A 25,604-nucleotide genomic window follows, 5' to 3' on the forward strand; every position below is an offset into this window, starting at 1 on the left:
AGGCCTGATTGCAGCATGGGATCAGATTAATCCATACGCCAGTCGAATGGCATATCTCCCTGACCACGTAGAGCCAGCATTAGCGTCTGACGCATGTGAGCAAGAACTTCGCTGCTGTAAGGAACCGCAGGAGTTCCCCACACTGGTTTTGGCCAAGCCACGTCATTCTGGTAACGAACAACATGATGGAAATGCAGCTGTGGAACCATGTTACCCAATGCAGCTACGTTCATTTTGTCTGCACGGAATACACGTGCCAGTTGACTAGATAACCAGCTTGATTCACGCAGGAACTGCTCCTGGTCAGCCTGGCTAAGTTCATATAATTCTGTAATACCCGGCACACGTGGAATCAGGATTAACCACGGAAATTGCATATCATTCATCAAACGACATGTTGACAAAGGAAAGTCGCCTACAAAAAAAGTATCTTGAGCAAGTTGAGGATGCAAACTAAACATATCTTTATAAATGATGCAAAATTAGAATGATGGCTAATACTAACATATCCAGTGCTAGCTGAATATTGTGAGCAATGTGTTTAAATACAAATTTGAAGGATTTGTTATGAACTCGGTCACAACTCTGACTTTACCGAATCACATAAATTAATCAAGACTTTCTTTCCATTTATGTGTGACTTAGCTATCGATTTAAACGAATGGTCAGAATTCCATTTCTGACGCATTTTAGAAGATCATTTTAATGCAGCTCTTTCAACAAGCTATCCAGTAAATCCATTAAAAACTGAATCCGTTTTTGATAGTCTTCCAGCATCACCATCACCTTCAGACGTTGCCCGCCATTCATCCGGAAATAGGTCGGATGCTTTTGCATCATCTGGATAATACTCACCGCCTGAACCGGAGTATCTGGTGCAAATTCGATATGACCACCCTGACTACCAATGTCGATTTTGGTAATGCCCAACTGCTCGGCTTTGAGGCGAAGTTGATGTACTGCAAACAACTGTTTGACTGGCTGTGGCGGAATTCCAAAACGGTCGATCAGTTCCATACGGATATTGTCGAGTTTGTCCTGGGTATCGGTATTACTGATACGTTTATAGAACAACAGACGCTGATGCACATCGCCCAGATAATCATCCGGAATCAGCGCTGGCATATGCAGATTGATTTCCGCAGTCAGAGACAACGGCGCATCAAAGTTTGGTGTTTTACCCTTTTGGATAGCTTTAGTGGCTTTCTCCAACATTTCCATATACAGGCTATAACCAATCGCCTGCATCGAACCACTTTGCTGTTCACCTAAAAGTTCACCCGCGCCACGAATTTCCAGATCTTCGGTTGCCAGCATAAAGCCTGCACCCAGATTCGAAGCGCGCTGAATCGCATCCAGGCGTTTTTCTGCGTCGCCTTTCAGCCCCTTAATTGATGGTACTAACAGATAGGCATAAGCTTGGTGGTGTGAACGACCAACACGACCACGCAATTGATGCAACTGCGCTAGACCCAGCTTGTCTGCACGTTCAATAATAATGGTATTGGCACTCGGTACATCAATCCCGGTTTCGATAATGGTCGAACATACCAGAACATTATATTCCTTATGATAGAACTGCTGCATCACCTGCTCTAGTTCACGTTCACGCATTTGCCCATGAGCAACGATGACACGTGCTTCCGGTACTAGCTCACGCAAGCTTTCTGCAGCACGATCAATAGTATCGACTTCGTTGTGCAGGAAATACACCTGACCACCACGTAACAATTCTCGTAGAATTGCCTCTTTAATGGTGTCATTGGTCTGTTCCTGTACGAAGGTTTTCACCGCCAGACGACGTGCTGGTGGTGTCGCGATAATCGACAGATCACGCATGCCGCTAAAGGCCATATTCAAAGTACGTGGAATTGGCGTTGCGGTTAGGGTCAGCATATCCACATCGGCACGTAAGGCTTTGATGCGTTCTTTATCCCGCACACCAAAACGATGTTCTTCATCGACAATCATCAGCCCCAGATTCTTGAACTGGACATTTTCCTGCAGGATTTTATGTGTACCGATGACAATATCGACTTTACCTTCAGCCAAATCTTCAATGACTTTGGTATGTGCTTTAGAAGAGCCAAAACGAGATAACACTTCAATGCGGACCGGCCAGTCGGCAAAGCGGTCTTTAAACGATTCATAATGCTGTTGTGCTAAAAGCGTGGTTGGCACCAATACAGCGACTTGGCGATTATTCTGTACCGCCACAAAGGCAGCGCGCATCGCCACTTCCGTTTTACCAAAACCGACATCACCACAGACCAAACGATCCATTGGTTTGGCTTGTTGCATATCATGCAAAGTTGCTTCAATGGCATTGGCCTGATCCAGCGTTTCCTCATAGGCAAAGCCACTGGCGAATTGCATATACAGGCTCTGATCCAGTTCGAAGTTGATCCCAGGCTTGGATGAACGGCGTGCCTGAATATCCAGTAATTCAGCGGCCACATCGTGAATCTGTTCCAGCGCCTTACGTTTCGCCTTACTCCAGGCATCAGTACCCAGCTTATGGAGTGGTGCCAAATCTGGGTCACCACCACTATAGCGGCTGATTAGATGTAGGTTGGTAACTGGCACATAGACCTTGGCATCATCGGCATAGTCCAGTTGCAGGAATTCATGATCCTGATCATCAATACTTAGGGTAATTAAACCCGCATAACGTCCAACGCCATAGTCAATATGTACTACGGGCGCACCAATCGTCAGCTCAGTCAGGCTACGAATCAGAAATTCTTCCGATACTTCCTGCTGACGTTTACGACGGCGTTGCACCACGCGATGTTCGTAAAGCTGATTTTCAGACACCACGCTGATGCGATCCGTCAGAACCAGACCACGTTCAAGCGGTGCACTGGTAATGGCAATTGCATGTAAAGACGCAACAAAATCATCAAAGCCTTCAACTGTTGGGATATCGCCTAAACTTGGACGTAGCGCATCTTTAAGGGTTTCACGACGACCCGCACTTTCAGCCACCAACAGGACTGGATGATTGGCATTATCAATGTATTTTTTAACTTCGGTGAATGGCTTTTCCCGTTTAGGATCGACTGGCAGGCGTGACGGTGTCTGGGTATCTAGATTGATTACACCGGCTTTTTCATCAAAAACCTCTTGTGAGGCAATGATGCGACCAAACTGATTTAGCTGTTCCAGTACAAGATTGGTCTGAGTAAATAACATTTCCGGTGGCAGAATCGGTTGATCCACATTATGACGACGATCTTCATAACGGCGTACCACTTCAGCCCAGAACTGGTTTAAAGATTCTTCTAAACCTCGATCTGTAATGACAATGCCATTCTTTGGTAAGTATGATGCCAGAGTACTATGACTCTGCATCGCTTCTGTACTAAAGAAAAGCGGCATATAGAATTCGATGCCCGGTGAAGCAATGCCATCCATAACATCCTGATACAGCGGATTTTTCTTGGGATTGGCTGTTGGGAACAACTCGCCATAACGGTCACGGAATGTGGCACGCCCTTCTTTCAGCGGAAATTCTTGCGCGGGTAATACGGTAAATTGTTCTAAAGTTTGCGTAGTACGCTGGGTTTCCGGATCAAAGAATTTCAGGGTTTCAATTTCATCATCGAACAGGTCAATCCGGATCGGTGCATCCTGACCTGAGGCATAGATGTCCATGATGCTGCCGCGTACTGCAAATTCACCATGGTCATAAACGGTATCGACCAGATGATAACCGGCCTGAATCAGTTTTTTCTTTTGCTGTTCCAGATCAAGCTTTTGTCCGACACGTATATCAAAATGCTCGCCCAGCACCCATGAACTTGGTGCGACTCGCTGTGCCAGCGTAGAGGCAGATAGTAGCAATACCCCTGTCTGGGGCATATTGGAAAGGATCGCCAGACGTTCCGAGACGATGTCCTGATGCGGTGACAGGCGGTCATAAGGCAAGATTTCCCAGTCTGGAAATATGGTTGGCTTGATGCCATAGAATTCCAGTTCACTTTCCAGCTGACCAAGGTGCTGATTATTGCGGGCCACAATCACAAACAACTGCTTATGTTGCTTGGCGATTTCTTTCAGCAATAATGCCGTGGATGATCCCTGCAAGTTGCCTAACCAGCGTCGCTCACCAGCCTTGAGTTGTTTTAAATTGAGTTGGGAAATTTCTTGTTGGAACATGTATATAGCTTTAAAGTCTAAACAACATGCCCCTTATACTATCACGATGGTATCTGAGCATTTCGTTATTTTTATGCAGTCTTTGCTACCAAGAAAATGAGAGCCTCTTCTCCACTTTAAATGCTACTTTTTCTCTCTTAGGAAATTGCGATAGTAATCATTTAACTTCTTCACAATGGTTTTAAACTGCAGCAGGTTTTCTTCGGTATTACCGAGTCGCTGATTAAAACGCTGATGGGCAATTTCCAGATCAATTTTTTCATTAATGATCATCGCAGTAGAATACAGCTCTTTAAGATCATCAAATGTTTTCATACGGCGGTTGGATAGATATTCCAGACGCCCACCCAGTTCCTGATTCAGGTTGATCCCATCCACGATATAACCCGTGTCTTCTGCATATTGGATATTATTTTCTTCTAAATAAAGCTGTGCCGGCGAAGGTTTATTCGATTTGAATAGAGCGCTGATTTTATCAAACATGCTAGGTCCCGAATTCATCGTGAAGTTTATATAGTCTAGATGAAATTGCCTCAAACCCACAGGTGGGATTTGGGGCAAATGGTTAAAATCAGAACTGTCCTATAAATAGTAGCTTAAAACCTTAAAGTTTCAGGACACCTGTTCCAACTGGTTGACCTCGCTAGGTACTTCAGAAACCAGATTTTCAAAGGCAAAGATTTGATCTAACTGTGCTTGGCTGAGCAAACCAAGTTCCAGTACAACTTGAGGCACGGTTTTATCTTCACGGATACACTGTTTCCCAATTTCATCGCAGGTGGCATGCCCTAACAGTGGCTCCAGTAAGGTGATGATCCCGATACTGCGCATCACAGTATTTAAACAGTTCTGTTCATTGGCCTGAATGCCAGCAATACATTTTTGCTGTAGCGTTTGCATACCTTGGGTCAGCAATTGAATCGATTCATTTAAGGATACTGCAATGACCGGCTCCATGACATTGAGCTGTAATTGCCCTGCTTCTGCTGCCATCGTTATAGTCAGGTCATTACCAATCACGCGAAACGCAATTTGATTGACTACTTCTGGAATGACCGGATTGATTTTGGCTGGCATGATGGATGAACCCGCTTGCAACTCTGGTAGACGGATCTCAGCTAAGCCTGTACGTGGTCCTGAACTTAACAGACGCAAGTCATTACAGATCTTGGACAGTTTGACTGCCAGACGTTTCAAAGTGCTGGAAAGAATAATAAAGACACCACAATCACTGGTCGCTTCGACATAATCTTCTGCGCCTTTTAAAGGCAGTCCGGTAATTTGCGCCAAAGTTTCTACTACACGTTTGGCATAACCTGTTGGTGTATTGACTCCAGTACCAATTGCTGTTGCACCCAGATTGACTTCTAGTAATAGCTGACGCATCTGCTCGATCAGCTTCAGGTCTTCTTTTAATAAAGTCGCAAAAGCGCGGAATTCCTGCCCCATGGTCATCGGCACCGCATCTTGCAGTTGGGTACGTCCCATTTTGATGACATACTGAAATTCTGTTGCCTTGCTATATAAAGTATCAACCAATACTTTTTGTACATTCAGTAGTTCGTCCAGACGTGCATATGTGGCTAAACGTAATGCCGTGGGATAAACATCATTGGTGGATTGCGAAGTATTCACATGATCATTCGGATGTAAAAGGTGATATTCGCCTTTGCGATGCCCGAGCAGCTCCAGCGCACGGTTGGCAATCACTTCATTGGCATTCATATTAATGGATGTACCTGCTCCACCTTGATAAGGATCAAGCGGAAAAGCCTCCTGCCAAGCCTCAGGTTGCTCAATCAACTCTTCACAAGCTTGCTGAATGGCAACAGATTGTTGTTCTGAAATTTTCTGATAATGAAGATTAGTTTGTGCAGAGGCTTTTTTCACCTGCGCCAATGCACGAATAAAGTGTGTTTGCTGACCCACAGTTAGGCCTGAAATTTGAAAGTTTTCCAGCGCACGCAAGGTATGAATCCCATAATAACTGTGCTGTGGAATCTGTTTTTTACCTAATAAATCCTGTTCGATTCTGTTCAAGTCAATTTGAAGCATATTATCCATGTTTTTTACTCTTGGCGATGATGCACCATACTGGTGTACTTCCACTATGGGCAGCCAGACCAGAAACAAATAGAAAACTTTAGGATGATATTTGCAACAAAATATGTCTAATTCGCACTTGTTGTGAGTTTTGTAACTTTGTGTAGTTAAATAACAAAAGTTTAATGATTTTAACCATTTATTAAATATTGCTATTTTACTTGCAAAATAGACTATTTGTGAGCTTATAACTCTATTTTGAATTTATTAAATTTCTAACTAGAAATTCCTTTTTACATAAAAAACACATAAAAACCGCCTAACTGTTACAGAGTGTAATTTTTAAACCGTGTTTGAATCACTGCCCTGTGAATACAGAACAAAAAATCATCCCGGATGATGATGTTTAAAATTTAAGGATACCTGCCTATGAGTTCGCTAAATCCGACACTGATTACTTTTATGTTTTATATCGTCGCCATGATTGGGATCGGTTTATACGCCTATTGTGCGACGTCCAATTTTGATGAATACATTCTGGGTGGGCGAAGTCTGGGCAGTGTCGTCACCGCACTTTCTGCAGGTGCTTCCGATATGAGCGGCTGGTTGCTGATGGGTTTACCGGGCGCAATTTATCTGTCTGGCCTGTCTGAAGTCTGGATTGCGATTGGTCTGATTATTGGCGCCTGGTTGAACTGGTTACTGGTGGCAGGACGTCTGCGTGCCCATACTGAATTTCAAAACAATGCTCTGACCCTGCCTGATTATTTCACTAGTCGTTTTGCGGATAAGAAACGAATCTTACGCTTACTCTCCGCGATTGTGATTCTAGTGTTCTTTGCAATTTACTGTGCTTCCGGCATGGTCGCAGGTGCACGTTATGCCTCCAATATGCTGGAAGGGCTGAGTTTTGTCGCAATTATTTCCAGCTTGGCATGGGGCTTAGGCTATTTTGGTCAGCCACATATTCTGGTTCGTTTTATGGCGGCAGATTCGGTCAAAACTATTCCTGCTGCACGCCGGATCGGGATGACCTGGATGATTCTATGTCTAGTGGGTGCGATGTTTGCAGGTTATATCGGAATTGCCTATTTCGCAGCAAATCCAGATCTTCCTGCTGCTGCGATCGTGAATCAGAATCCTGAAACCGTATTTATGGAACTGACCAAGATCCTGTTTAATCCCTGGATTGCAGGCATTATATTGGCAGCAATTCTGGCTGCGATTATGAGTACGTTAAGCTGTCAGTTGCTGGTCTGCTCGACTACCCTGACTGAAGATTTATACAAAGGCTTCCTGCGTAAAAATGCTTCACAAAAAGAACTGATCTGGGTCGGTCGTGGCATGGTGATTGTGATTGCCTTGATTGCAATTTCATTGGCGATTAATCCAAACAGTAAAGTTCTGGGTCTGGTGGCTTATGCCTGGGCTGGCTTTGGCGCTGCCTTTGGTCCACTGATCATTTTCTCATTGTTCTGGAAACGTATGACCCTCAACGGCGCGATTGTCGGAATGGTAGTTGGTGCTGTAACCGTAATTGCCTGGAAAAATTATACGGGTGATACCGGTCTGTACGAGATCATCCCGGGCTTTATTCTGGCTGCGCTGAGCATTGTGATTGTAAGTCTATTGGATAAAGCACCAAGCCACGATGTAGTCAATCGTTTTGAACTGGCAAAAGCAGAATATCAAAAAGAAATGGCTGAAATGAATAAATAATTTTTCTATTTCAAATTAAAAAGGGACTTTATGTCCCTTTTGTTTTGTCTGAATTTATACCTTAGCTTTAGCCGGCATTTTCAACTTGATCTGCTGGGTTTCCTTGATTACCTCCATGACCGGATAACTCCGAGTTTCTTTTACCCCCGGTAATTGCCACAAAATATCACCGGAGATTTTGCGGAATTCATCCATATTGGCACAGCGAATTTTCACTACAAAATCAAAGCCGCCGCTAATCATATGACATTCCACGATATCGGGAATATGCTGTACCGCCTCAGAAAATTCTTCTAGTACATTCGGTGTGGTTTTATCCAGCAGAATTTCAACAAAGACCACAAAACCGTTATTCAGCATGATCGGATTAAGCCGCGCTTCATAACCGAGAATAAATCCTTCCTTAGTCAGTTTCTGTACACGAGCCAGCACCGCAGTCGGTGAAAGATTTACCATTTCCGCCAGTTTAATATTAGAAATTTTCGATTCAGACTGCAGCAAATCAAGGATGCGAATATCTATTCGGTCAAGGCTTAAATAAGGGCTATTCATTAGAATTATTCTCTAAAAATGATACAAACTATAGTGAGATATTCGTCAATTATTTTGGGATTATAGATTAAAACTCATTCAACTCAAAGAACCGATTGACGCAGTACAGGAAGTCACTATGTCCACCACATTACGCCCAAATTCGCACTCGAATGCAGTGAAGCAATCGAATTACATTGCTGAATTTAAGGATAAAAACCAATACGAACAGCGCATCAATACCGCATGGCGACGTGCCGAATCTGAGTGCGTGGAAACGCTGCTGGAACATAGTGAAATTTCTTCAGAACTGACAGATAAAATTCAGAGCCTGGCGTTTGATCTGGCGCATTCCTTACGCGAACGTAAAGGCTCTGGCGGTAAAGCCGGTATCGTACAAGGATTGCTACAGGAATTTTCACTCTCTTCTCAGGAAGGTATTGCCCTGATGTGTCTGGCAGAAGCCTTGCTACGTATTCCAGATACAGCAACCCGTGACCTGCTGATTCGTGACAAAATCAATCAGGGCAACTGGAAAGAACATTTGGGTCAAAGCCAACTGATGTTCGTGAATGCTGCAGCTTGGGGTTTGATGCTGACCGGAAAACTGATGGAAACACCTCAGCAGAAAAGCTTGTCGAGTTTATTAACTGGTCTTTTGGCACGTAGTGGCCGTGGCATTATCCGTAAAGCTGTGGATGTCGCGATGCGTATGATGGGCGAGCAGTTTGTGACTGGCGAAACTATTGATGAGGCCCTGAAAAATGCAGAACGATTAGAAGATAAAGGGTTCCAATATTCTTATGACATGCTCGGTGAAGCAGCGCTGACTGATCCGGATGCAGAACGCTATTATCAAGATTATCAGGATGCGATTCATGCCATCGGCAAGGCATCAACGGATAAAGACGTTTATAATGGCCCAGGGATTTCCATTAAGCTATCTGCACTGCATCCACGTTATCAACGTTCACAAATGGATCGCGTGAATGACGAGCTATATTCAAAAGTACTCAATTTGGCGGTGCTGGCGAAAAACTATAATATCGGCCTGAATATTGATGCCGAAGAAACTGAACGTCTGGAAATTTCCCTAGAGCTTTTAGAACGTCTGTGTTTTGAACCAGAACTCAATAACTGGAAAGGCATTGGTTTTGTGATTCAGGCCTACCAGAAACGCTGCTTCTATGTCGTGGATTACATTATTGATCTTGCTAAACGCAGCCAGAAACGCCTGATGATTCGTCTGGTGAAAGGTGCGTATTGGGACAGCGAGATCAAGAAAGCCCAGATCGAAGCCATGTCAGATTATCCGGTATTTACCCGCAAGGTGCATACTGACCTGTCTTATATTGCCTGCGCACGTAAACTGCTGGCAGAGCCGGACTATATCTACCCGCAATTTGCGACACATAATGCGCAGACCGTTGCCACTATCTATCAGCTCGCTAATCCAGAACGTTATTATGCAGGTCAATACGAATTCCAGTGTCTGCATGGCATGGGTGAACCGCTGTATGAAAATGTAGTAGGTGATAAAGCTTCCGGAAAACTCGGTATTCCTTGCCGAATCTATGCGCCGGTCGGTAACCACAAAACCCTGCTGGCTTATCTGGTGCGTCGACTACTGGAAAATGGCGCGAATACTTCTTTCGTCAATCGAATTGCTGACAAGAGTTTAAAAGTCGAGGATCTTATTGAAAATCCGCGTCAAACTATTTTAAAAGCAGCTCAACAAGAAAATGCCTTAGGTGCTAAACACCCGCAGATTCCTTATCCAAAAGATTTATACGGTGCTCTGCGTTCAAATTCGTCCGGTTTAGATCTGGCCAATGATGCAGAACTGCAGGCTTTAAATGAAGTTGCAACAGACTTGGCAAACACCCAATTCCAGGCTGCTGCAATGGGTACTGCTTTCTCAGAAATCGATAGCAGTCATCCAGTACAGATTATCAATCCTGCCCAGCATCAAGATGTGGTCGGTACCGTCTATGAAGCTACCACTGAACAGGCTGAAATTGCTCTGACTCAGGCAATGAACGCACAAAGTTTCTGGAGTAATCTGCCAAAGAATGAACGTGCAACCTGCCTCAATAAGGCCGCTAACCTAATGCAGCAACGTCTGTTGCCACTGATGGTCTTACTTTCTCGTGAAGCCGGTAAAACTTATGCCAATGCGATTGCCGAAGTTCGCGAAGCAATTGATTTCCTACGCTACTATGCTGGTCAGATACTAGATTTGTCAGAAAATGCCCGCATCCAGCCTTTAGGAACCGTACTCTGTATTAGTCCTTGGAACTTCCCTTTAGCAATTTTTACTGGTCAAATTTCTGCAGCATTAGTTGCTGGCAATACCGTGATTGCCAAACCGGCTGAACAAACCCCGTTAATTGCCACTCAAGCTGTGCAAATTCTCTGGGAAGCGGGTATTCCACAAGATGTACTGCAATTATTACCAGGTCGTGGAGAAACCATTGGTGCACAGCTCAGCCAAGATTCCCGTATCCAAGGCATCATGTTTACCGGTTCCACTGAAGTCGCCAAGATTCTGCAAAAAACTGTCGCAGAACGCCTGAATCAGTTTGGCGAAAGCGTCACTTTAATTGCGGAAACTGGTGGTCAGAATGCCATGATCGTAGATTCATCAGCGCTTACCGAACAGGTTGTACTGGATGTAGTTAACTCAGCCTTTGACAGTGCCGGTCAGCGCTGTTCTGCCCTGCGTGTGCTCTGCGTACAAGAAGATAATCTGGATACTGTACGTAAGATGCTAAAAGGTGCAATGCGGCAATTGCGAGTCGGCAATCCGGTTCTACTCAAAACGGATATCGGCCCAGTGATTGATGCCGAAGCGCAACAGAATATCCAGAAACATATTGATCAGATGCGTAGTAAAGGTCATCAAGTACATCAACTGATGTTTAATCAAGATGCTTCTGATCTGGCTCAAGGGACGTTTATTCCACCCACCTTGATTGAACTGCCGAATTTAAATGATCTTGAGCGTGAAGTCTTTGGTCCGGTGCTGCATCTGATTAGCTATAAAGCCGGGGAACTATCACAGCTTCTAGATCAGATCAACAGCAAAGGATATGGCCTGACCATGGGCCTACATACCCGGATCGATGAAACCATGCAGATCGTGATTTCAAAAGCGCATGTCGGAAACTTGTATATCAACCGCAATATTGTCGGTGCTGTGGTCGGTGTACAACCCTTCGGTGGTGAAGGTCTGTCTGGGACTGGTCCTAAAGCCGGTGGTCCACTTTATATCTATCGTTTAATGCATCAGGTGTCTGAGAAGAAACTGTCTCAGCCTTATGCGATGCAGTCTGCTCAGGCACCACTTGAAAATCCGGTGTTGCAGGACTTTAAGGATTGGGTAAACAAGACTTTCCCAAGAGTTTCGTTGAAGGCTCCAGCTCAGATTGCCACAGGACATAACTTTAGCCTGCAAGGTCCAACGGGTGAGGAAAACCAGTACATGATCTTGCCGCGTGAAAGCGTGCTCTCTCTAGCAGAAAATGATGTAGATCAGATTCAGCAAATCTTGGCAATTTTATCGGTAGGTAGCCGCCTGGCTGTACTGGCAGACAATACTTTTATACTCAAGTATCTGCAAAGTATGCCCGCGAGTGTGGTAAAAGCCATTAAAGTTATCAGGGATATTGAATCTGGTGATTTTGAGGCTGTACTGCATCATGGCGATACATCTGCATTACTGAATTTGCAGCAACGTATTGCAAGACGACAAGGAGCTATTGTAGGTATCACGCATTTAAGCTCTGGAAATTATGATATTCCAGTGGAACGTTTCGTAATTGAACGTGCAATCAGTATTAATACCGCAGCTGCAGGTGGCAATGCCAGCCTCATGACTATGTCAGGCCTGTAAACAGCTTTAGTACTTAAATTATTTTAATCCCTTTCCTCTTATGGCCAAATCTCTCCCCTTTGAAGATTTGGCCTTTTTTTAACTGCTTTTCAAGCCTGTTTCCCTGAATAGTCTTAGGCAGAACAGCAAATTTTTGCTACCATCTTGGCTTTCAAAATATTTGCGATTTTTTACTGCATATGACCTCATCTTATCAGCAACAACTGGATGCCAAAGTTGAACGCATTAGCGCGCAATTTGCCGAATATCAACCACCTGCCCTTGAAGTATTTGAGTCGCCTGAACAGTACTATCGCATGCGTGCTGAGTTCCGGATCTGGCATACTGAAGATGACCTGTTCTACGCCATGTTTGAACGCGATGAAAACAATAATAAAAAAGTGATCCGTATTGATGATTTTCCTGTTGCACACACAAGCATCAATGACTTAATGCCACGCTTATTGGCGGCACTCAAAGCTGAGCCTATTTTATCAAATCGTCTCTTTGAAGCGCATTTTCTTGCCACTTTAAAAGGTGAAATGTTGGTATCGATGGTTTATCGTTGCCCACTGACTGCTGAATGGGAAGCCGCAGCTAAAGTCATATCAGAACAACTTAATATTAAGATTTTTGGTCGCAGTCGAGGTCAGAAAGTCATTTTAACTGATGACTATGTTGTTGAAGAATTGACTGTGTTCAATCGCAAGTATCAATATAAGCAAATTGAAAGCAGTTTTACTCAACCCAATGCGCAAGTCTGTCAAAAAATGCTGGAATGGGCATGTACGGCTGCTGAACAGTCTGATGCAAACAAGGATTTATTAGAACTATATTGTGGTAATGGTAACTTTACCCTACCACTCTCTACTCGTTTCCGTCGCGTGTTGGCGACTGAGTTAGCAAAATCTTCTGTCTATGCTGCGGAATGGAATATCGAGCAGAACGGTATTGAGAATATTCAGGTAGCACGTCTGTCTGCTGAAGAATTTACTCAAGCCTATAATGGTGAACGCACTTTCCGTCGTCTGGAAGAAGCTAACATTGATATTTCAACCTATGACTTCGATACCGTCTTTGTTGATCCCCCACGTGCCGGTATTGATGATGAAACGCTGAAGTTGCTGCAACGCTTTGAACGAATCATCTATATTTCTTGCAATCCGGACACATTGCATGACAATCTGAAACAGCTGTCTCAGACGCATAAAATTACCAAATTTGCGCTGTTCGATCAGTTCCCATATACCCACCACGTAGAGTCAGGTGTACTACTGGAAAAACGCTAAAAATATTGTTTCAATTTATTTTTTTGTTACATAAATGGAGCTTTCAATGGCTCCATTTTTTATTTTTAAAATAATAGACTTACCTGCAATTTTTGAGATATCAACTGAATAATATCGTTTGAAACATCCTGTGTAATCGAAAATAATGAAGACTGTTTGCTGCTTTTATCACATAGGTCCTCTTGCTTTATTTATTAAATTGGCTATATTTCAAGCTATGTTAAATGGTGTGTGAAGGCTCTATGAGTTTTTGGCAAAAGTTGTTCACTGCTGAACAACAAAATGAACACAAGAATCAAATTGCTTGTGTTGAAAATGACTGCTCTTGCAAGTCAAATGAACAGCTTCTTGAAGCGCTGGCGAAAGCTACTGATGAAGACGTGATTGTCGGCATCAAAAAAGTTCTCGCTTCTCGTGGCTATAGCCGCAAAGAGCTAAATGAACTACAGCACTTGCCATTACAATAATGGTCAGACTCCATTGTTAAAAAAGCATTTGTGGAAGCAAATGCTTTTTTATTGGCTGGAATTTTTAGTTAGAAGATCCTTCTGACAACATCCCCCTACTTTAGATCATACTCCTATCAAAAAATGGTGATAATTAAAAATGCTTAGGCTATTTTAGTATTATCTCTGTGGCTTTTATCAATAATTCGTACACTTATTTTACAACTCATCAGTTCGATGATTTTTCCGACATAAACATCGATAAAATCACAAAAAACCGCTAAACTTGGTTACTTGAAACATTTGTACATCAATTGGCGTTCAGTGGCATATGCAACAGACTCAACGTTTTCCCTTAGGTGCCCACCTTATGGTCAAACATTTCGGCTATACCCATCATGGTATTTACGCCGGACGAGGTCGTGTAATCCATTATTCAGGTTTTGCGCACTTATTTAAGAAGCATCCCATTGAAATTACCTCAATTGATAAGTTTAGTCATGGCAAGCCAATTCTGGTTCAGCAATATGCGCATACCAAATATAAAGGCCGTAAAGTCGTGCGTCGTATGCGCTCACGCATGCATGAAAATAACTATCATCTGATTATCAATAACTGTGAACATCTATGTACCTGGGCGATTACTGGCGTGGAAAGCAGTCCACAAGTCACCCGCATGATGAATCGTCTGACTACCATTGGTTATATCAGTTCGATGATGAGCTTTATGAACAGCATGTTCCTGACGCTTACCACCACCAGCTTTGCCCTTGCCCTCTATATCAAGAAAAAGTTACATGACAAAGCCAATATGCGCATGCAGCAATACCGTGAGCTCAAGGAACAGTTCCAGGAACATACAGATCTAACTAACCTGAAAAAGCGCTAAAAAAAAAGCCCCTATCCAATGGGGCTTTTATATGGATGAAGATAAAACTAATTTAACTCAGATGACCTTTCCGGGACTGTAAAGGCTCTGGAACTTCTCGCCCTATAGAACTTAAAGTTTCACGCTCGACCAGCCGTACAATCGAATCTAAAGCCAGATCATTGTCCTGCAGGCCAAAAGGTTCTTCCAGCTCGGCACTGAGCTCATCCAACCCTAAAAACAGATAGGCAATCAAAGCCACTAAGACTGGCGTCCATAACCCTAAATTTGCTTCCAGACTAAAAGGAAGAATAAAGCAGAAAGAATAAACAGCACGATGTAATAAAACTGAATAGGAAAATGGCAACGGCGTCGACAGAATGCGGTCACAGCCTGCCTGAATATTTCCAAGTTCTACCATATGCTGATTCAAGTTGTTGTAGATAATGTCTGAGATTTGTCCTGATCGATAGCATCCTACCAACTGCTTTTGCATCTGTTCCAACACCCATTGTGCAGGATTGACCTGTTGCTTAATCTGATTGAAAGCAATTGAATCAAACTGGGTATCAGCCAGGTAATGCTCAATACTACTGTCTTGCTGACGCAGACGATCTCGTAATAAATGAGTAAATAGCATCATCCGATATAAGAGGAGTTCCCGGTTTTCAGCATCTAGCACATGCGTATCCCGGCTAAAGTGACGCGTGGTAGCAATCAATGCGCCCCAAAGCTTACGTCCTTCCCACCAGCGGTCATAACAGGCGGTATTTCGAAAGCTCATAAAGATTGAAAGAATCACACCAAAGATGGTGAAACCAATCGCAGGAACTGCAGGCAGGCTAAAAAAGTGCTCCCGACTTAAATAAACCAGCACACCAGAAATTAAAATTACTGAAACAAGTGCGGGCAATACCTTGGGCAAAATAGTGCCATGCCAGGCAAACAGCAGACTAAAACTATTACTTTTATCACGGACAATCATGTTGTTATTTTACGCTCCATAGAAATAGCCCAACCGAAGTTGGGCTATTTAAAGATTTATTGAGACCAAACTGTTTTGACTTCGCTGAAGATGCTTAATATCCTCAGCAATATCTGGTCAATACAATTAAAGGTATTCAGCTAAGTAACTTATTTACCTGGCTTAAAGCTGTCTTTCAGATCCAGAATACGGTTAAACACTGGTTTGTCGCTTGAATGATCATATTGATCTGCCACGAAGTAACCTTCACGTTCAAACTGGAAGCGATCTTCCGGTTTTGCTGCAGCAAGTGCTGGCTCAATGACCGCTTGTACCACTTGTAGTGATTCAGGGTTGAGGTTCGCCAGGAAGTCATCACCAGTTTCAGGATCTGATTCAGTGAACAGACGGTCGTAAATACGAACTTCTGCAGGAACACCTTTAGTTGCAGACACCCAGTGCACTACACCTTTTACTTTACGGCCTTCAGGGTTTTTGCCTAAAGTCTCTGGATCGATTGAACATTTTAGTTCAACTACTTCGCCATTTTCGTCTTTAATCACTTCGTCGCACTTGATCACGTAAGCATGACGCAGACGAACTTCACCACCCGGAATCAGACGTTTAAAGCCTTTAGGTGGCTCTTCTTCAAAGTCTTTACGGTCGATGTAGATTTCAGATGTTAATGGAATGATACGCTCGCCCATATCCACATTCGGATGACGAGAATGGGTCAAATCCATCTCAGCTGGCAGATTAGTCAACGTCACTTTCAATGGATTCAATACTGCCATACCACGTGCAGCAGTATTTTCCAAAGACTGACGGATGCAGTATTCAAGCATTGAAACATCAACGATACTGCCATCTACTTTCGTCACACCTACACGCTTACAGAAGTCACGCAGACCTTCAGGCGTGAAACCACGACGGCGCATACCGACAACAGTTGGCATACGTGGGTCATCCCAACCATTAACATATCCACCTTCAACAAGCTTACGCAGCTTACGCTTAGAGGTAATGGTGTAGTCGACATTCAAACGGCTTGATTCGTACTGACGTGGAACCGCTGGCGACTTAACTTTCTCAATCACCCAGTCATAGAATGGACGGTGATCCTGGAATTCCAGTGTACATAAAGAATGTGTTACTCCTTCAATAGCATCTGATAATGGATGCGCATAGTCGTACATTGGATAGATTTTCCACTTATCGCCAGTCTGATGGTGTTCAGAATGCAGGATACGATACAGAATCTGGTCACGCATATGTACGTTTGGAGATGTCATGTCAATCTTGGCACGTAGTACGGCCTGACCTTCTGCATATTCACCATTGCGCATTTTTTCAAAACGCTCAAGGTTTTCAGCAACTGTTGCATCACGTTGTGGTGAGTTTTTGCCTGGCTCTACAAAGTTACCGCGGTTTAACTTGATTTCCTCTGGAGACTGTAAGTCCACATAAGCATCACCCTGTTCAATCAGTTGAATCGCCCATGTATAAAGTTGATCGAAATAGCTCGATGCATAACGAGGCTCTCCATTCCATTGGAAACCTAACCATTTCACATCATTAGCAATACCATCAACATATTCTTGTTCTTCAGCATCTGGGTTGGTATCGTCAAAACGAAGGTTACACAAACCATCGAATTCTTGGGCAATACCAAAGTTCAGACAGATCGCTTTTACGTGTCCGATATGCAGGTAACCATTTGGCTCAGGTGGAAAACGTGTCACCACTTGTTGAGTACGGCCTGCTTCTAGATCATCAGTGATGACCTGGCGCACAAAATCTAAGCCCGGTTGTTGCTCCTGCTGCTGCGCTGAATCGACTGCATTCTTGTTTTGGGTCGGGTTCTCGGGCAGAGATGTAACAACATCATTTGGCTTCATGATCAATCATTCACTTCTAAAGTTAAAATTAAGGATTTTATGTCCTATTACGGGAGACGTATACACGCCATAAAACATAAACTAAAGTCCCCTAGTTTAACTTTAGGTGATCAATCTCTCAACTGCTAACTGTGGCATTTGTTCCCTATTCAATCATTTTAAAATCACCAAAATGCATCTGCTGCAAATGCATGCAAATTTAAGCGAATCATCCAAATTTTTTTGATCAATATGGTCGTATATCGCTGTTTAAGAAAAGAAACATACTCTTGCAAAAAAATGTGTCATTGTTAATTGGTAAAGCGCAGGCAACCATCCGGATTTTCCTGCCAGAACAATGCATAAATAAGATACTATTTTCAGGATTTTATCCGAGAAAAGTATATTTTTACTTGCCTTGTCGATTACAGTTTGCTTATGCTTCTCTCATTCAAAAAAACCCATGACTTCAAAGGTCATGATCAGGAGATTACACAATGAGTTTTCCTCAAGTCGAATTAAACACCAATAAAGGTCGTATTGTTCTTGAATTAAACGCTGAAAAAGCACCTAAAACAGTGGCAAACTTCTTAGAATATGTACGTGACGGTTTTTATGACGGCGTAATTTTCCACCGCGTTATTGATGGTTTCATGATCCAAGGCGGCGGCATGGACGAAAACTTCAAAGAAAAAGCAACGCGTGACGCGATCGAAAACGAAGCTGACAACGGTCTAAGCAACGACGTTGGTACAATCGCAATGGCGCGTACTCAAGCTCCTCACTCTGCTTCTGCTCAATTCTTCATTAACGTGAAAAACAACTCTTTCCTTAACCACACTGGCAAGACTGCACAAGGTTGGGGTTATGCAGTATTTGGTAAAGTCGTTGAAGGCATGGACGTTGTTGATGCAATCAAAGGCGTTCGTACAGGTAACCGTGGCTACCACGCTGACGTTCCGCTAGAGAATGTTGTAATCGAATCTGCAAAAATCATTTCTGAATAAGAATCCCTCCCAGCCTCCCTTTAAAAAAGGGAGGAGTTTCTACCCGTTATATGCAGGTGGAAAGTCCCTCTTACTTAGGGAGATTCAATAATAGGAAAAGATTCGTGACCCATTTGTTTATCGCTGATTTACATTTGTCACCTGATCACCCTCGACTCGTTCGGGGGTTTTTAGATTTATTAGATGCTTATAAAGATAAGAATACTCAACTGTATATACTCGGTGATTGGTTTAATGCCTGGATTGGTGATGACTATACCGCCCCTTGGTTAGATGAAATTGTCGAGCATTTAAAACAGTTCACGAAAGTGGGTAATCAGGTTTATTTTCTGGTTGGTAACCGTGATTTTGCTCTGGGTCAAGATTTTCTGAAGCAGTTTTCTGGACAACTGTTACCCGATGTTCAGATGCTCAATATAGCTGGTCAAAAGATTCGTATAGAACATGGCGATGCGCTGTGTACTGATGATGTCAGTTACCAAAGATTCCGTAAAATTATCCGTCAACCTTGGCTTGTTGGCTTCTTAAGAAAAATGCCTCTTTCCTTCCGTGCTCGACTGGCGCAAGGCTTCCGTAAGAAAAGCCATGAAGCGCAGCAGTTCAAAAGCTATGAAGTCATGGATGTAAATCAAGACGCGGTTAAAACTGTTCTGAAAGATGTAGATCTTCTTATTCATGGTCATACCCATCGTGCCAACATTCATGATGTGGATGGCAAGAAGCGGATTGTATTAGGTGATTGGAAAGAAGATACAGCGCAGATTCTGGAATTAGGTAATGATCCTGAACAGAAGATTCAGCTAAAGACTTGGCATTATTAATCATTAATAAATATTCTGGATAAATCAAAGTATAGATAGAGCTAATTATAAAACCTAAAATATAATCAGACTAAGCATCTTCTACGATTCAATTTGGTTACCCTAATCTATTAAAACCTATCAGTTTAGGTTACCTACAAATTAGCAGTAGGTTTACGAGCAACAAAATAATAACCTTCATAAAACTTATCACATTTAAGCAAATATATTTTTATGCATTTCTTATCTCTAAAAAATTATTCCTATTGAACCTAACTTAAGCCATTATTAAAAATTTTTTCTTATAAAACATATAAATATATTAGTTTAACAAAATATTTATCTTAAATTTATATATAGATTTTTTTAGATAACCACTCCAATTTTTAATATTTAATATTCGGTTTTTTTTAACGTACATTTCAAACCCCAAATTCTGTGGGTACAGGTCATGTTTGAAATCCGTAATCTTTACAAAAGCTATCCGCTGAAGGATGGCACAGAAGCTCAAGTCTTAAAAAATATTAATATCCAAATTGCCAAAGCAAAAATCACGGCAATTGTTGGTCCAAGTGGCTCTGGTAAATCCACGCTTTCAAAATGTCTGAGCCTGCTGGAACAGCCTAGTTCAGGTGATCTGATTTTGGATGGCATTCACCTGAATCAGCTAAATGCAGAAGAATTACGTCAACAACGCCAGAAAATTGGTCTGGTGTTCCAGTCCTCTGCCCTGTTGCAACGCCGTACTGCTGCTGAAAACATTGCCTTGCCGCTGCAATTCCTTGGCGTGGTCGATCATCAGATCGAAGAACGGGTGAATTATTTATTAAAAAATGTCGGTCTTGCAGACCGTGCCAACCATTATCCCTCACAATTATCAGGTGGTCAGCAACAACGCGTCGGTATCGCCCGTGCTTTGGCATTACAACCCAATATTGTGATTGCTGATGAAGCAACATCTGGACTGGATCCCGACAGTACAACATCTATTCTCAAGCTATTAACTGAACTACGTGATCAGCTAGGCCTTTCAGTAGTACTGATTACCCATGAAATGGATGTGGTTCGTCGTATTGCGGATGAAGTAACCGTGCTTTCACATGGTGAGATTCAGGAACAAGGTTCAGTCATCGAACTGATTCTAGATCCCGCGTCCAGCATTGGTCAAAAACTATTGCCAATTGAGCTACCAGAACAGCTTCCCAAAGATCACCAGTTGCTACAGTGCACTTATTCTTCATTACACGACACACCACTGAACTGGTTAAGCCAACTGGCTGCAGATTTAGGACTGGTATTCGATGTCCATGCTTCTGTCGTGGAAAATGTAAATAACTATACGGTTGGCAAAGTCATTCTTAGTCTGCACCAAGATATTTTCCAGCAGTACCAGCAACAGCTTCAAACCTATTTGGATCAATGGCAGATCCAGTATCAATATCTAAATGCCACTACATCCAAACAACAGCAACAAGCCGCATAAAAGGTAAACCATGTCTACAGATATCGTATTAGACAAGAACACACCATGGGCAGAAATTCCAGCCATGGTACTGCCAGCCTATCTGGAAACATGGACCATGGTCAGTATTGTCATGGTTATGGTCATTGCCATTGGCGGCATCATTGGCGTCCTGTTATTTAACAGCTCACAGCGCGGCCTGTTTCCAAATTCCAAGCTCTATCTAAGCTTGAGTTCAATCGTGAATGTCGGTCGCTCATTACCCTTTCTGGTGCTGATGGCAGCGATTATTCCATTTACCAAATGGCTAACAGGAACCACTATCGGTATTGCAGCTGCAGTTGTGCCGATGACCATTGCCGGCATTCCTTTTTTTGCCCGTCTGGTAGAAGGTGCACTCAATGACTTAGCACCCGAAATGACCTCGGTCGGACGAGTGTCTGGCGGAACCAATTTACAGATTATCTATGAGGTCCAGATCAAGGAAGCTTTACCAAGCCTGGTAGCTGCCATCACCTTAAATCTGATCGCCATGATCGAATACTCAGCCATTGCTGGAACAATTGGTGCGGGTGGTATTGGTTATTTAGCTGTGCTGTATGGCTATCAACGTTTTGATCATCACATCATGATTGCCACCATTGTGACTTTGATCGTGACCATTCAGGTCGTGCAATTCATCGGCAACCAGATCCGTAATCGACTTCTTAAACACGCTTAAAGAAAACATCAACGAGAATGCTATGAGTCAAACTCAATTTGAAATCAAGAAAAAATCTAAACTACCCTGGATTATAGGCCTGATCGTGGTGGTCGTCATCACAGGCGTATTAATGAGTAAAAAGCAGTCGTCAGCATCACAAGCCAAAGCTGAAAGCAATGTCCTGAAAGTGCACTATGAACCCACCATGATTGGAGAAAAAAGTTTGATTGAGTATGCTAATACGCATATTGCCCCAGACTATGGTATCCAACTCGAAGCCGTAGGGGTACAAGATCCGGTACAAGCCAACCGTGCTGTGAATGATGGTGAATTTGATGGCACCATTTATCAACACCAGTGGTGGCTTAAACAGGTATCCGAAGCAAATGGTTTTAAACTGGTTCCAACTACAGAAATCTACCAGTGGGCATTCGGTATTTACTCAGATCGCTATAAACAGGTTCAGGATCTACCTAAAGGAGCAACTTTTGCTGTACCAAATGACTTGGCCAATCAGGCCCAAGCGTTATGGTTATTACAGCGTGAAGGTTTTATTGAGCTTGATTCAGCCATTGAACCACGTACTGCCAAGTTGAAAGACATCAAGAAGAATCCACATGAATTCAAGTTTATCGAAATCGAACTTCTGTCGATGGCACGTACGCTAGATTCAGTCGATGCTGCTATTGGTTATGTGGCTCAGTTTGATGCAGGTAAAGTTCCACGTAGCAAAGGTATTTTATTCCCTGCTGCCCCACGTACTTTTGCTAGTCGCTTGGTCGTTGCTGAAAATCGTCAAAATGAAGCAAATATTCAGAAACTGCAACAAGTATTCGCTGATCCTCGCGTTGAAGAATATTTAAAAACCACAGATGATTTAAATGTTAAAGGTATTTTAACTCCGGTCTCTAAAGATTAATTTAAATCAATCCATTTATTATTAAAAAGGAGAGTTTTCACATTCTCCTTTTTAATTTTTTAAAATTTTATATCTCATTTTTTACTTTATTTATCAAGTATTAATTATTCTATTTTTAAATCCACCCCATATAATCCACTCATCCTTTTTAATCATCAAGTTTATTAACATGTTTAAACCATTATTTATTTCAGCCTCTATTCTAAGTTTATTTTCTCCTCTAGTTTTTGCAGAAACAGAGAATACTGAAAAAAATCTAGATGTCAGCGGAACAATTCGTTTTCAATATACACACAATGATTATCTTGAAGACAGTGGTAATAAAATTGATTTTAGTGATGCAGTATTATGGTTAAATTATCAAAAGGACAAAGTTTCCGGTCATTTGGATTATCGTGTATATGAAGCCCATGACAAGCTTGCAGGCATCCATTTTCCAGTGAATGCGTGGCTCGCTTATAACCCGACACCGGAACATAAAATCACCGCTGGTCTTCAGCCTGTGCCTATTGGTTTAAGCCGATATTACAGCAGTACTTATAATTTAACCCAGCTTTATCAATTAGGTTTAGAAGAGGTTAATAATTGGGGGCTGAGTTACCAATATCAGCCTGAAAACTTTAATTTTAATTTAGCCTATTTTTTTGCGGGTGCAGGCAGCCATACAGGTAAAAGTAAAAATTCTTCCCATTATTCGAGCAATTTAACAGCTGAACCAAGTGCAGAAAATACGACCCAACTGGAAGAAAAAAATTCGATTGCACTAAAAGTCGATAAAACCTTCCAGCATCAGATCGGTCATCAGGATATCCAAAGTACTTTGGGTTCATCTTATTTATATACAGAACTGGATAATCTTAAAACCCATCAGACGGGTGAGCGTCAGGTCTGGACAGCATTTTATAAAACCAAAGTCGATAATTTAAACTTCAATATCATTTATGGTGGCCAGGATATCAATAACAAGGATGACCTAATTAGCAAAGAATCTACATTTGGTTTCTTTGACGGTTATTATAACGTAGCCAATAAAGGTAATTTCCTTTCTACTGAAGTGAATTATACACTTCCATATTCATTTAATAACTGGAGCCAACCATTACTTTATTCCAACTACTCTCGTTATTTTAAAGATGAAAAAGGATATCAAGATTCTGAACGTTTAATTAATGGTGTTTATACTAAATATAAAGACAATCTACAGTTTTATCTAGAATATATCAGCACTCGAAATGATACAGCTTTTGGCGTAGCAGATGGCTATAGCAAAGGATCAAGTAATGAATGGAATAATAAGTTATTCCTTTCTCTTGGCTATTACTTTTAATAACTAAATCTTTTATTTTCATATAAATCTAATCTGCTATGGTTTGAGATTTTTATTATTAATCATCTCAGACCAAATTAATTAAGATAAAGAAAACTTGTAACACTCGTAGAATATTATGACCAAACAAATCCGATTCAATGCCTTTGAAATGAACTGTATCACCCACCAATCACCGGGCTTATGGCGTCATCCCCTGGATCGATCCACAGAATATAAAGATCTAGAATACTGGACAGATCTGGCGAAAATTCTGGAAAAAGGCAAATTTGACGGTATTTTTATTGCCGATGTATTGGGCATTTATGATGTGTATCATGGTTCAGCTGAGCATGCCTTGACCGGTGCAGTACAGGTTCCAGTCAATGATCCACTACAAATCGTGCCTGCTATGGCAGCCGTGACCAAGCATCTGGGATTTGGCGTCACTACTTCCATTTCTTTTGAACATCCCTATCCATTTGCTCGTCGCATGAGTACGCTGGATCACCTAACCAAAGGTCGTGCTGGCTGGAATATCGTGACTTCCTATCTGGAAAGCGGTTCAAAAAACCTCGGCCTCAAAACTCAGGTCAGCCATGACAATCGTTATGACATCGCCGATGAATATCTGGAAGTGCTATATAAACTTTGGGAAGGTTCATGGGAAGATGATGCTGTGTTACGTGATAAAGAGCGCGGCATCTTTGCGGATCACACCAAAGTGCATCCAATCAATCACGAAGGCCAATACTTTAGCGTACCGGGGATTCATATTTGTGAGCCATCGCCACAACGTACCCCTGTGTTATATCAGGCTGGCGCATCAAAACGTGGTCAGAAGTTTGCCAGCCAGAATGCGGAGTGTGTCTTTATCTCAGCACCGACCCAGATTGCTGTGAAAAAACTGGCAGAAGGTGTACGTCATAATCTGGTTCAGGAAGGTAAAGATCCAAACTCTGTGCTGATCTACACCATGCTGGCTATCGTGGTGGATGAAACCGATGAAAAAGCGCAGGCGAAGTTCCGTGAATATCAGCAATATGGCAGCTATGATGGTGGACTAACCCTGGCTTCGGGCTGGTCAGGCGTTGACTTTTCTCAGTTCAAACCAACGGATAAAGTGGAATACATCCAGACCAATGCGATTCAATCCATGCTGGAATCTTATGTCCAAGCTGATCCCAACAAGATCTGGACCATTGAGGAAGTAGCGAAATGGACCAGCGTGGGCGGCAATGGACCAGTGATCGTTGGTTCACCAAGCACTGTAGCCGATAAACTTCAGGAATGGATTGAAGTCACTGGGATTGATGGCTTTAACCTGGCTTATATCCTGGCGCATAAGAGCTTTGAAGACATCGTGGAATACGTGATTCCAGAACTACAACGTCGTGGTGTTTACCAAACTGAATACCGTGAAGGGACACTACGTGAAAAACTGTTTGGTCAAGGTCCACGCCTGCCAGATACTCACCGTGCAGCGCAATACCGTTATAAAGCGAGTCAAGCTGAATCTGTACAAACAGCTGAGCTGATTGCTGAAGTGGTTTAATTCACTTATTGATGAAAATCAGGTAAAGAAAAAGGCAACTGTAATTAGTTGCCTTTATTATTTTTAGAAAACACTGAGTA

The 25,604-nt window shown here is 42.5% G+C and carries 19 protein-coding genes; 12 read left to right on the forward strand and 7 right to left on the reverse strand.

Annotated elements, in window-relative coordinates:
* Positions 1-26 precede the first annotated feature (26 nt).
* The 4 genes from BS636_RS13965 to aspA all read right to left on the reverse strand — a co-directional run bounded on the left by BS636_RS13965 (position 27) and on the right by aspA (position 6,225).
* Positions 27-461: an HIT domain-containing protein gene (locus BS636_RS13965; RefSeq protein ID WP_004894486.1), complete on the reverse strand. Its 435-nt coding sequence runs from the start codon at positions 459-461 to the stop codon at positions 27-29.
* A 241-nt stretch (positions 462-702) separates the two neighbouring features.
* Positions 703-4,161 carry a transcription-repair coupling factor gene (gene mfd / locus BS636_RS13970; protein ID WP_099339328.1) on the reverse strand — a complete coding sequence of 1,153 codons (3,459 nt, stop codon included), beginning with the start codon at positions 4,159-4,161 and terminating at the stop codon, positions 703-705.
* Positions 4,162-4,284: 123 nt separating this feature from the next.
* Positions 4,285-4,644, reverse strand: coding sequence for a hypothetical protein (locus tag BS636_RS13975; protein ID WP_099339329.1), 360 nt, complete (start codon positions 4,642-4,644; stop codon positions 4,285-4,287).
* 129 nt (positions 4,645-4,773) lie between these two features.
* Positions 4,774-6,225 carry an aspartate ammonia-lyase gene (gene aspA / locus BS636_RS13980; protein ID WP_099339330.1) on the reverse strand — a complete coding sequence of 484 codons (1,452 nt, stop codon included), beginning with the start codon at positions 6,223-6,225 and terminating at the stop codon, positions 4,774-4,776.
* A gap of 408 nt (positions 6,226-6,633) precedes the next feature.
* Between aspA and BS636_RS13985 the strand changes: the two genes are divergently transcribed.
* Positions 6,634-7,923 (forward strand): sodium:solute symporter family transporter, encoded by a 1,290-nt coding sequence (locus tag BS636_RS13985; protein WP_099339331.1) that lies wholly within the window; start codon positions 6,634-6,636, stop codon positions 7,921-7,923.
* Positions 7,924-7,977: 54 nt separating this feature from the next.
* Here BS636_RS13985 and BS636_RS13990 read toward each other — a convergent pair whose 3' ends face one another.
* Positions 7,978-8,475 carry an Lrp/AsnC ligand binding domain-containing protein gene (locus BS636_RS13990; protein WP_004786082.1) on the reverse strand — a complete coding sequence of 166 codons (498 nt, stop codon included), beginning with the start codon at positions 8,473-8,475 and terminating at the stop codon, positions 7,978-7,980.
* A gap of 118 nt (positions 8,476-8,593) precedes the next feature.
* Between BS636_RS13990 and putA the strand changes: the two genes are divergently transcribed.
* The 4 genes from putA (at position 8,594) to BS636_RS14010 (ending at position 14,952) form a co-directional block, all read left to right on the forward strand.
* A complete protein-coding gene (gene putA, locus BS636_RS13995; RefSeq protein WP_099339332.1) occupies positions 8,594-12,349 on the forward strand; it encodes a trifunctional transcriptional regulator/proline dehydrogenase/L-glutamate gamma-semialdehyde dehydrogenase in 3,756 nt (1,251 codons plus the stop codon).
* A 179-nt stretch (positions 12,350-12,528) separates the two neighbouring features.
* On the forward strand, positions 12,529-13,617 hold the full coding sequence (gene trmA / locus BS636_RS14000; RefSeq protein ID WP_099339333.1) for a tRNA (uridine(54)-C5)-methyltransferase TrmA: 1,089 nt from the start codon (positions 12,529-12,531) through the stop codon (positions 13,615-13,617).
* A 242-nt stretch (positions 13,618-13,859) separates the two neighbouring features.
* Complete coding sequence (locus tag BS636_RS14005) at positions 13,860-14,084, forward strand: hypothetical protein (RefSeq protein WP_099339334.1); 225 nt, start codon at positions 13,860-13,862, stop codon at positions 14,082-14,084.
* 310 nt (positions 14,085-14,394) lie between these two features.
* Positions 14,395-14,952 carry a lecithin retinol acyltransferase family protein gene (locus BS636_RS14010; protein ID WP_099339335.1) on the forward strand — a complete coding sequence of 186 codons (558 nt, stop codon included), beginning with the start codon at positions 14,395-14,397 and terminating at the stop codon, positions 14,950-14,952.
* A 52-nt stretch (positions 14,953-15,004) separates the two neighbouring features.
* Here BS636_RS14010 and BS636_RS14015 read toward each other — a convergent pair whose 3' ends face one another.
* Together BS636_RS14015 and BS636_RS14020 are read right to left on the reverse strand one after the other, a co-directional pair.
* Positions 15,005-15,916 (reverse strand): bestrophin family protein, encoded by a 912-nt coding sequence (locus tag BS636_RS14015; RefSeq protein WP_099339336.1) that lies wholly within the window; start codon positions 15,914-15,916, stop codon positions 15,005-15,007.
* A 149-nt stretch (positions 15,917-16,065) separates the two neighbouring features.
* Positions 16,066-17,793: a glutamine--tRNA ligase/YqeY domain fusion protein gene (locus BS636_RS14020; protein ID WP_099339337.1), complete on the reverse strand. Its 1,728-nt coding sequence runs from the start codon at positions 17,791-17,793 to the stop codon at positions 16,066-16,068.
* A 476-nt stretch (positions 17,794-18,269) separates the two neighbouring features.
* Here BS636_RS14020 and BS636_RS14025 point away from each other — a divergent pair, with 476 nt between their 5' ends.
* The 7 genes from BS636_RS14025 (at position 18,270) to BS636_RS14055 (ending at position 25,524) form a co-directional block, all read left to right on the forward strand.
* Positions 18,270-18,779, forward strand: a complete 510-nt coding sequence (locus BS636_RS14025; RefSeq protein WP_099339338.1) for a peptidylprolyl isomerase — start codon at positions 18,270-18,272, stop codon at positions 18,777-18,779.
* Between the two features lie 104 nt (positions 18,780-18,883).
* Positions 18,884-19,600, forward strand: coding sequence for a UDP-2,3-diacylglucosamine diphosphatase (locus BS636_RS14030; protein ID WP_099339339.1), 717 nt, complete (start codon positions 18,884-18,886; stop codon positions 19,598-19,600).
* A 430-nt stretch (positions 19,601-20,030) separates the two neighbouring features.
* Complete coding sequence (locus tag BS636_RS14035) at positions 20,031-21,062, forward strand: methionine ABC transporter ATP-binding protein (RefSeq protein WP_099339340.1); 1,032 nt, start codon at positions 20,031-20,033, stop codon at positions 21,060-21,062.
* Between the two features lie 10 nt (positions 21,063-21,072).
* Entirely contained in the window at positions 21,073-21,762 is a 690-nt protein-coding gene (locus tag BS636_RS14040) for a methionine ABC transporter permease (protein WP_099339341.1), read from the forward strand.
* 22 nt (positions 21,763-21,784) lie between these two features.
* A complete protein-coding gene (locus BS636_RS14045) occupies positions 21,785-22,663 on the forward strand; it encodes a MetQ/NlpA family ABC transporter substrate-binding protein (RefSeq protein WP_099339342.1) in 879 nt (292 codons plus the stop codon).
* A gap of 169 nt (positions 22,664-22,832) precedes the next feature.
* Positions 22,833-23,990: a hypothetical protein gene (locus BS636_RS14050; RefSeq protein ID WP_099339343.1), complete on the forward strand. Its 1,158-nt coding sequence runs from the start codon at positions 22,833-22,835 to the stop codon at positions 23,988-23,990.
* A 118-nt stretch (positions 23,991-24,108) separates the two neighbouring features.
* Positions 24,109-25,524: an LLM class flavin-dependent oxidoreductase gene (locus BS636_RS14055; RefSeq protein ID WP_099339344.1), complete on the forward strand. Its 1,416-nt coding sequence runs from the start codon at positions 24,109-24,111 to the stop codon at positions 25,522-25,524.
* Positions 25,525-25,604: the final 80 nt, after the last annotated feature.

Origin of the sequence: Acinetobacter sp. LoGeW2-3 (assembly GCF_002688565.1) — a bacterium.
Taxonomy (GTDB): Bacteria; Pseudomonadota; Gammaproteobacteria; order Pseudomonadales; family Moraxellaceae; genus Acinetobacter.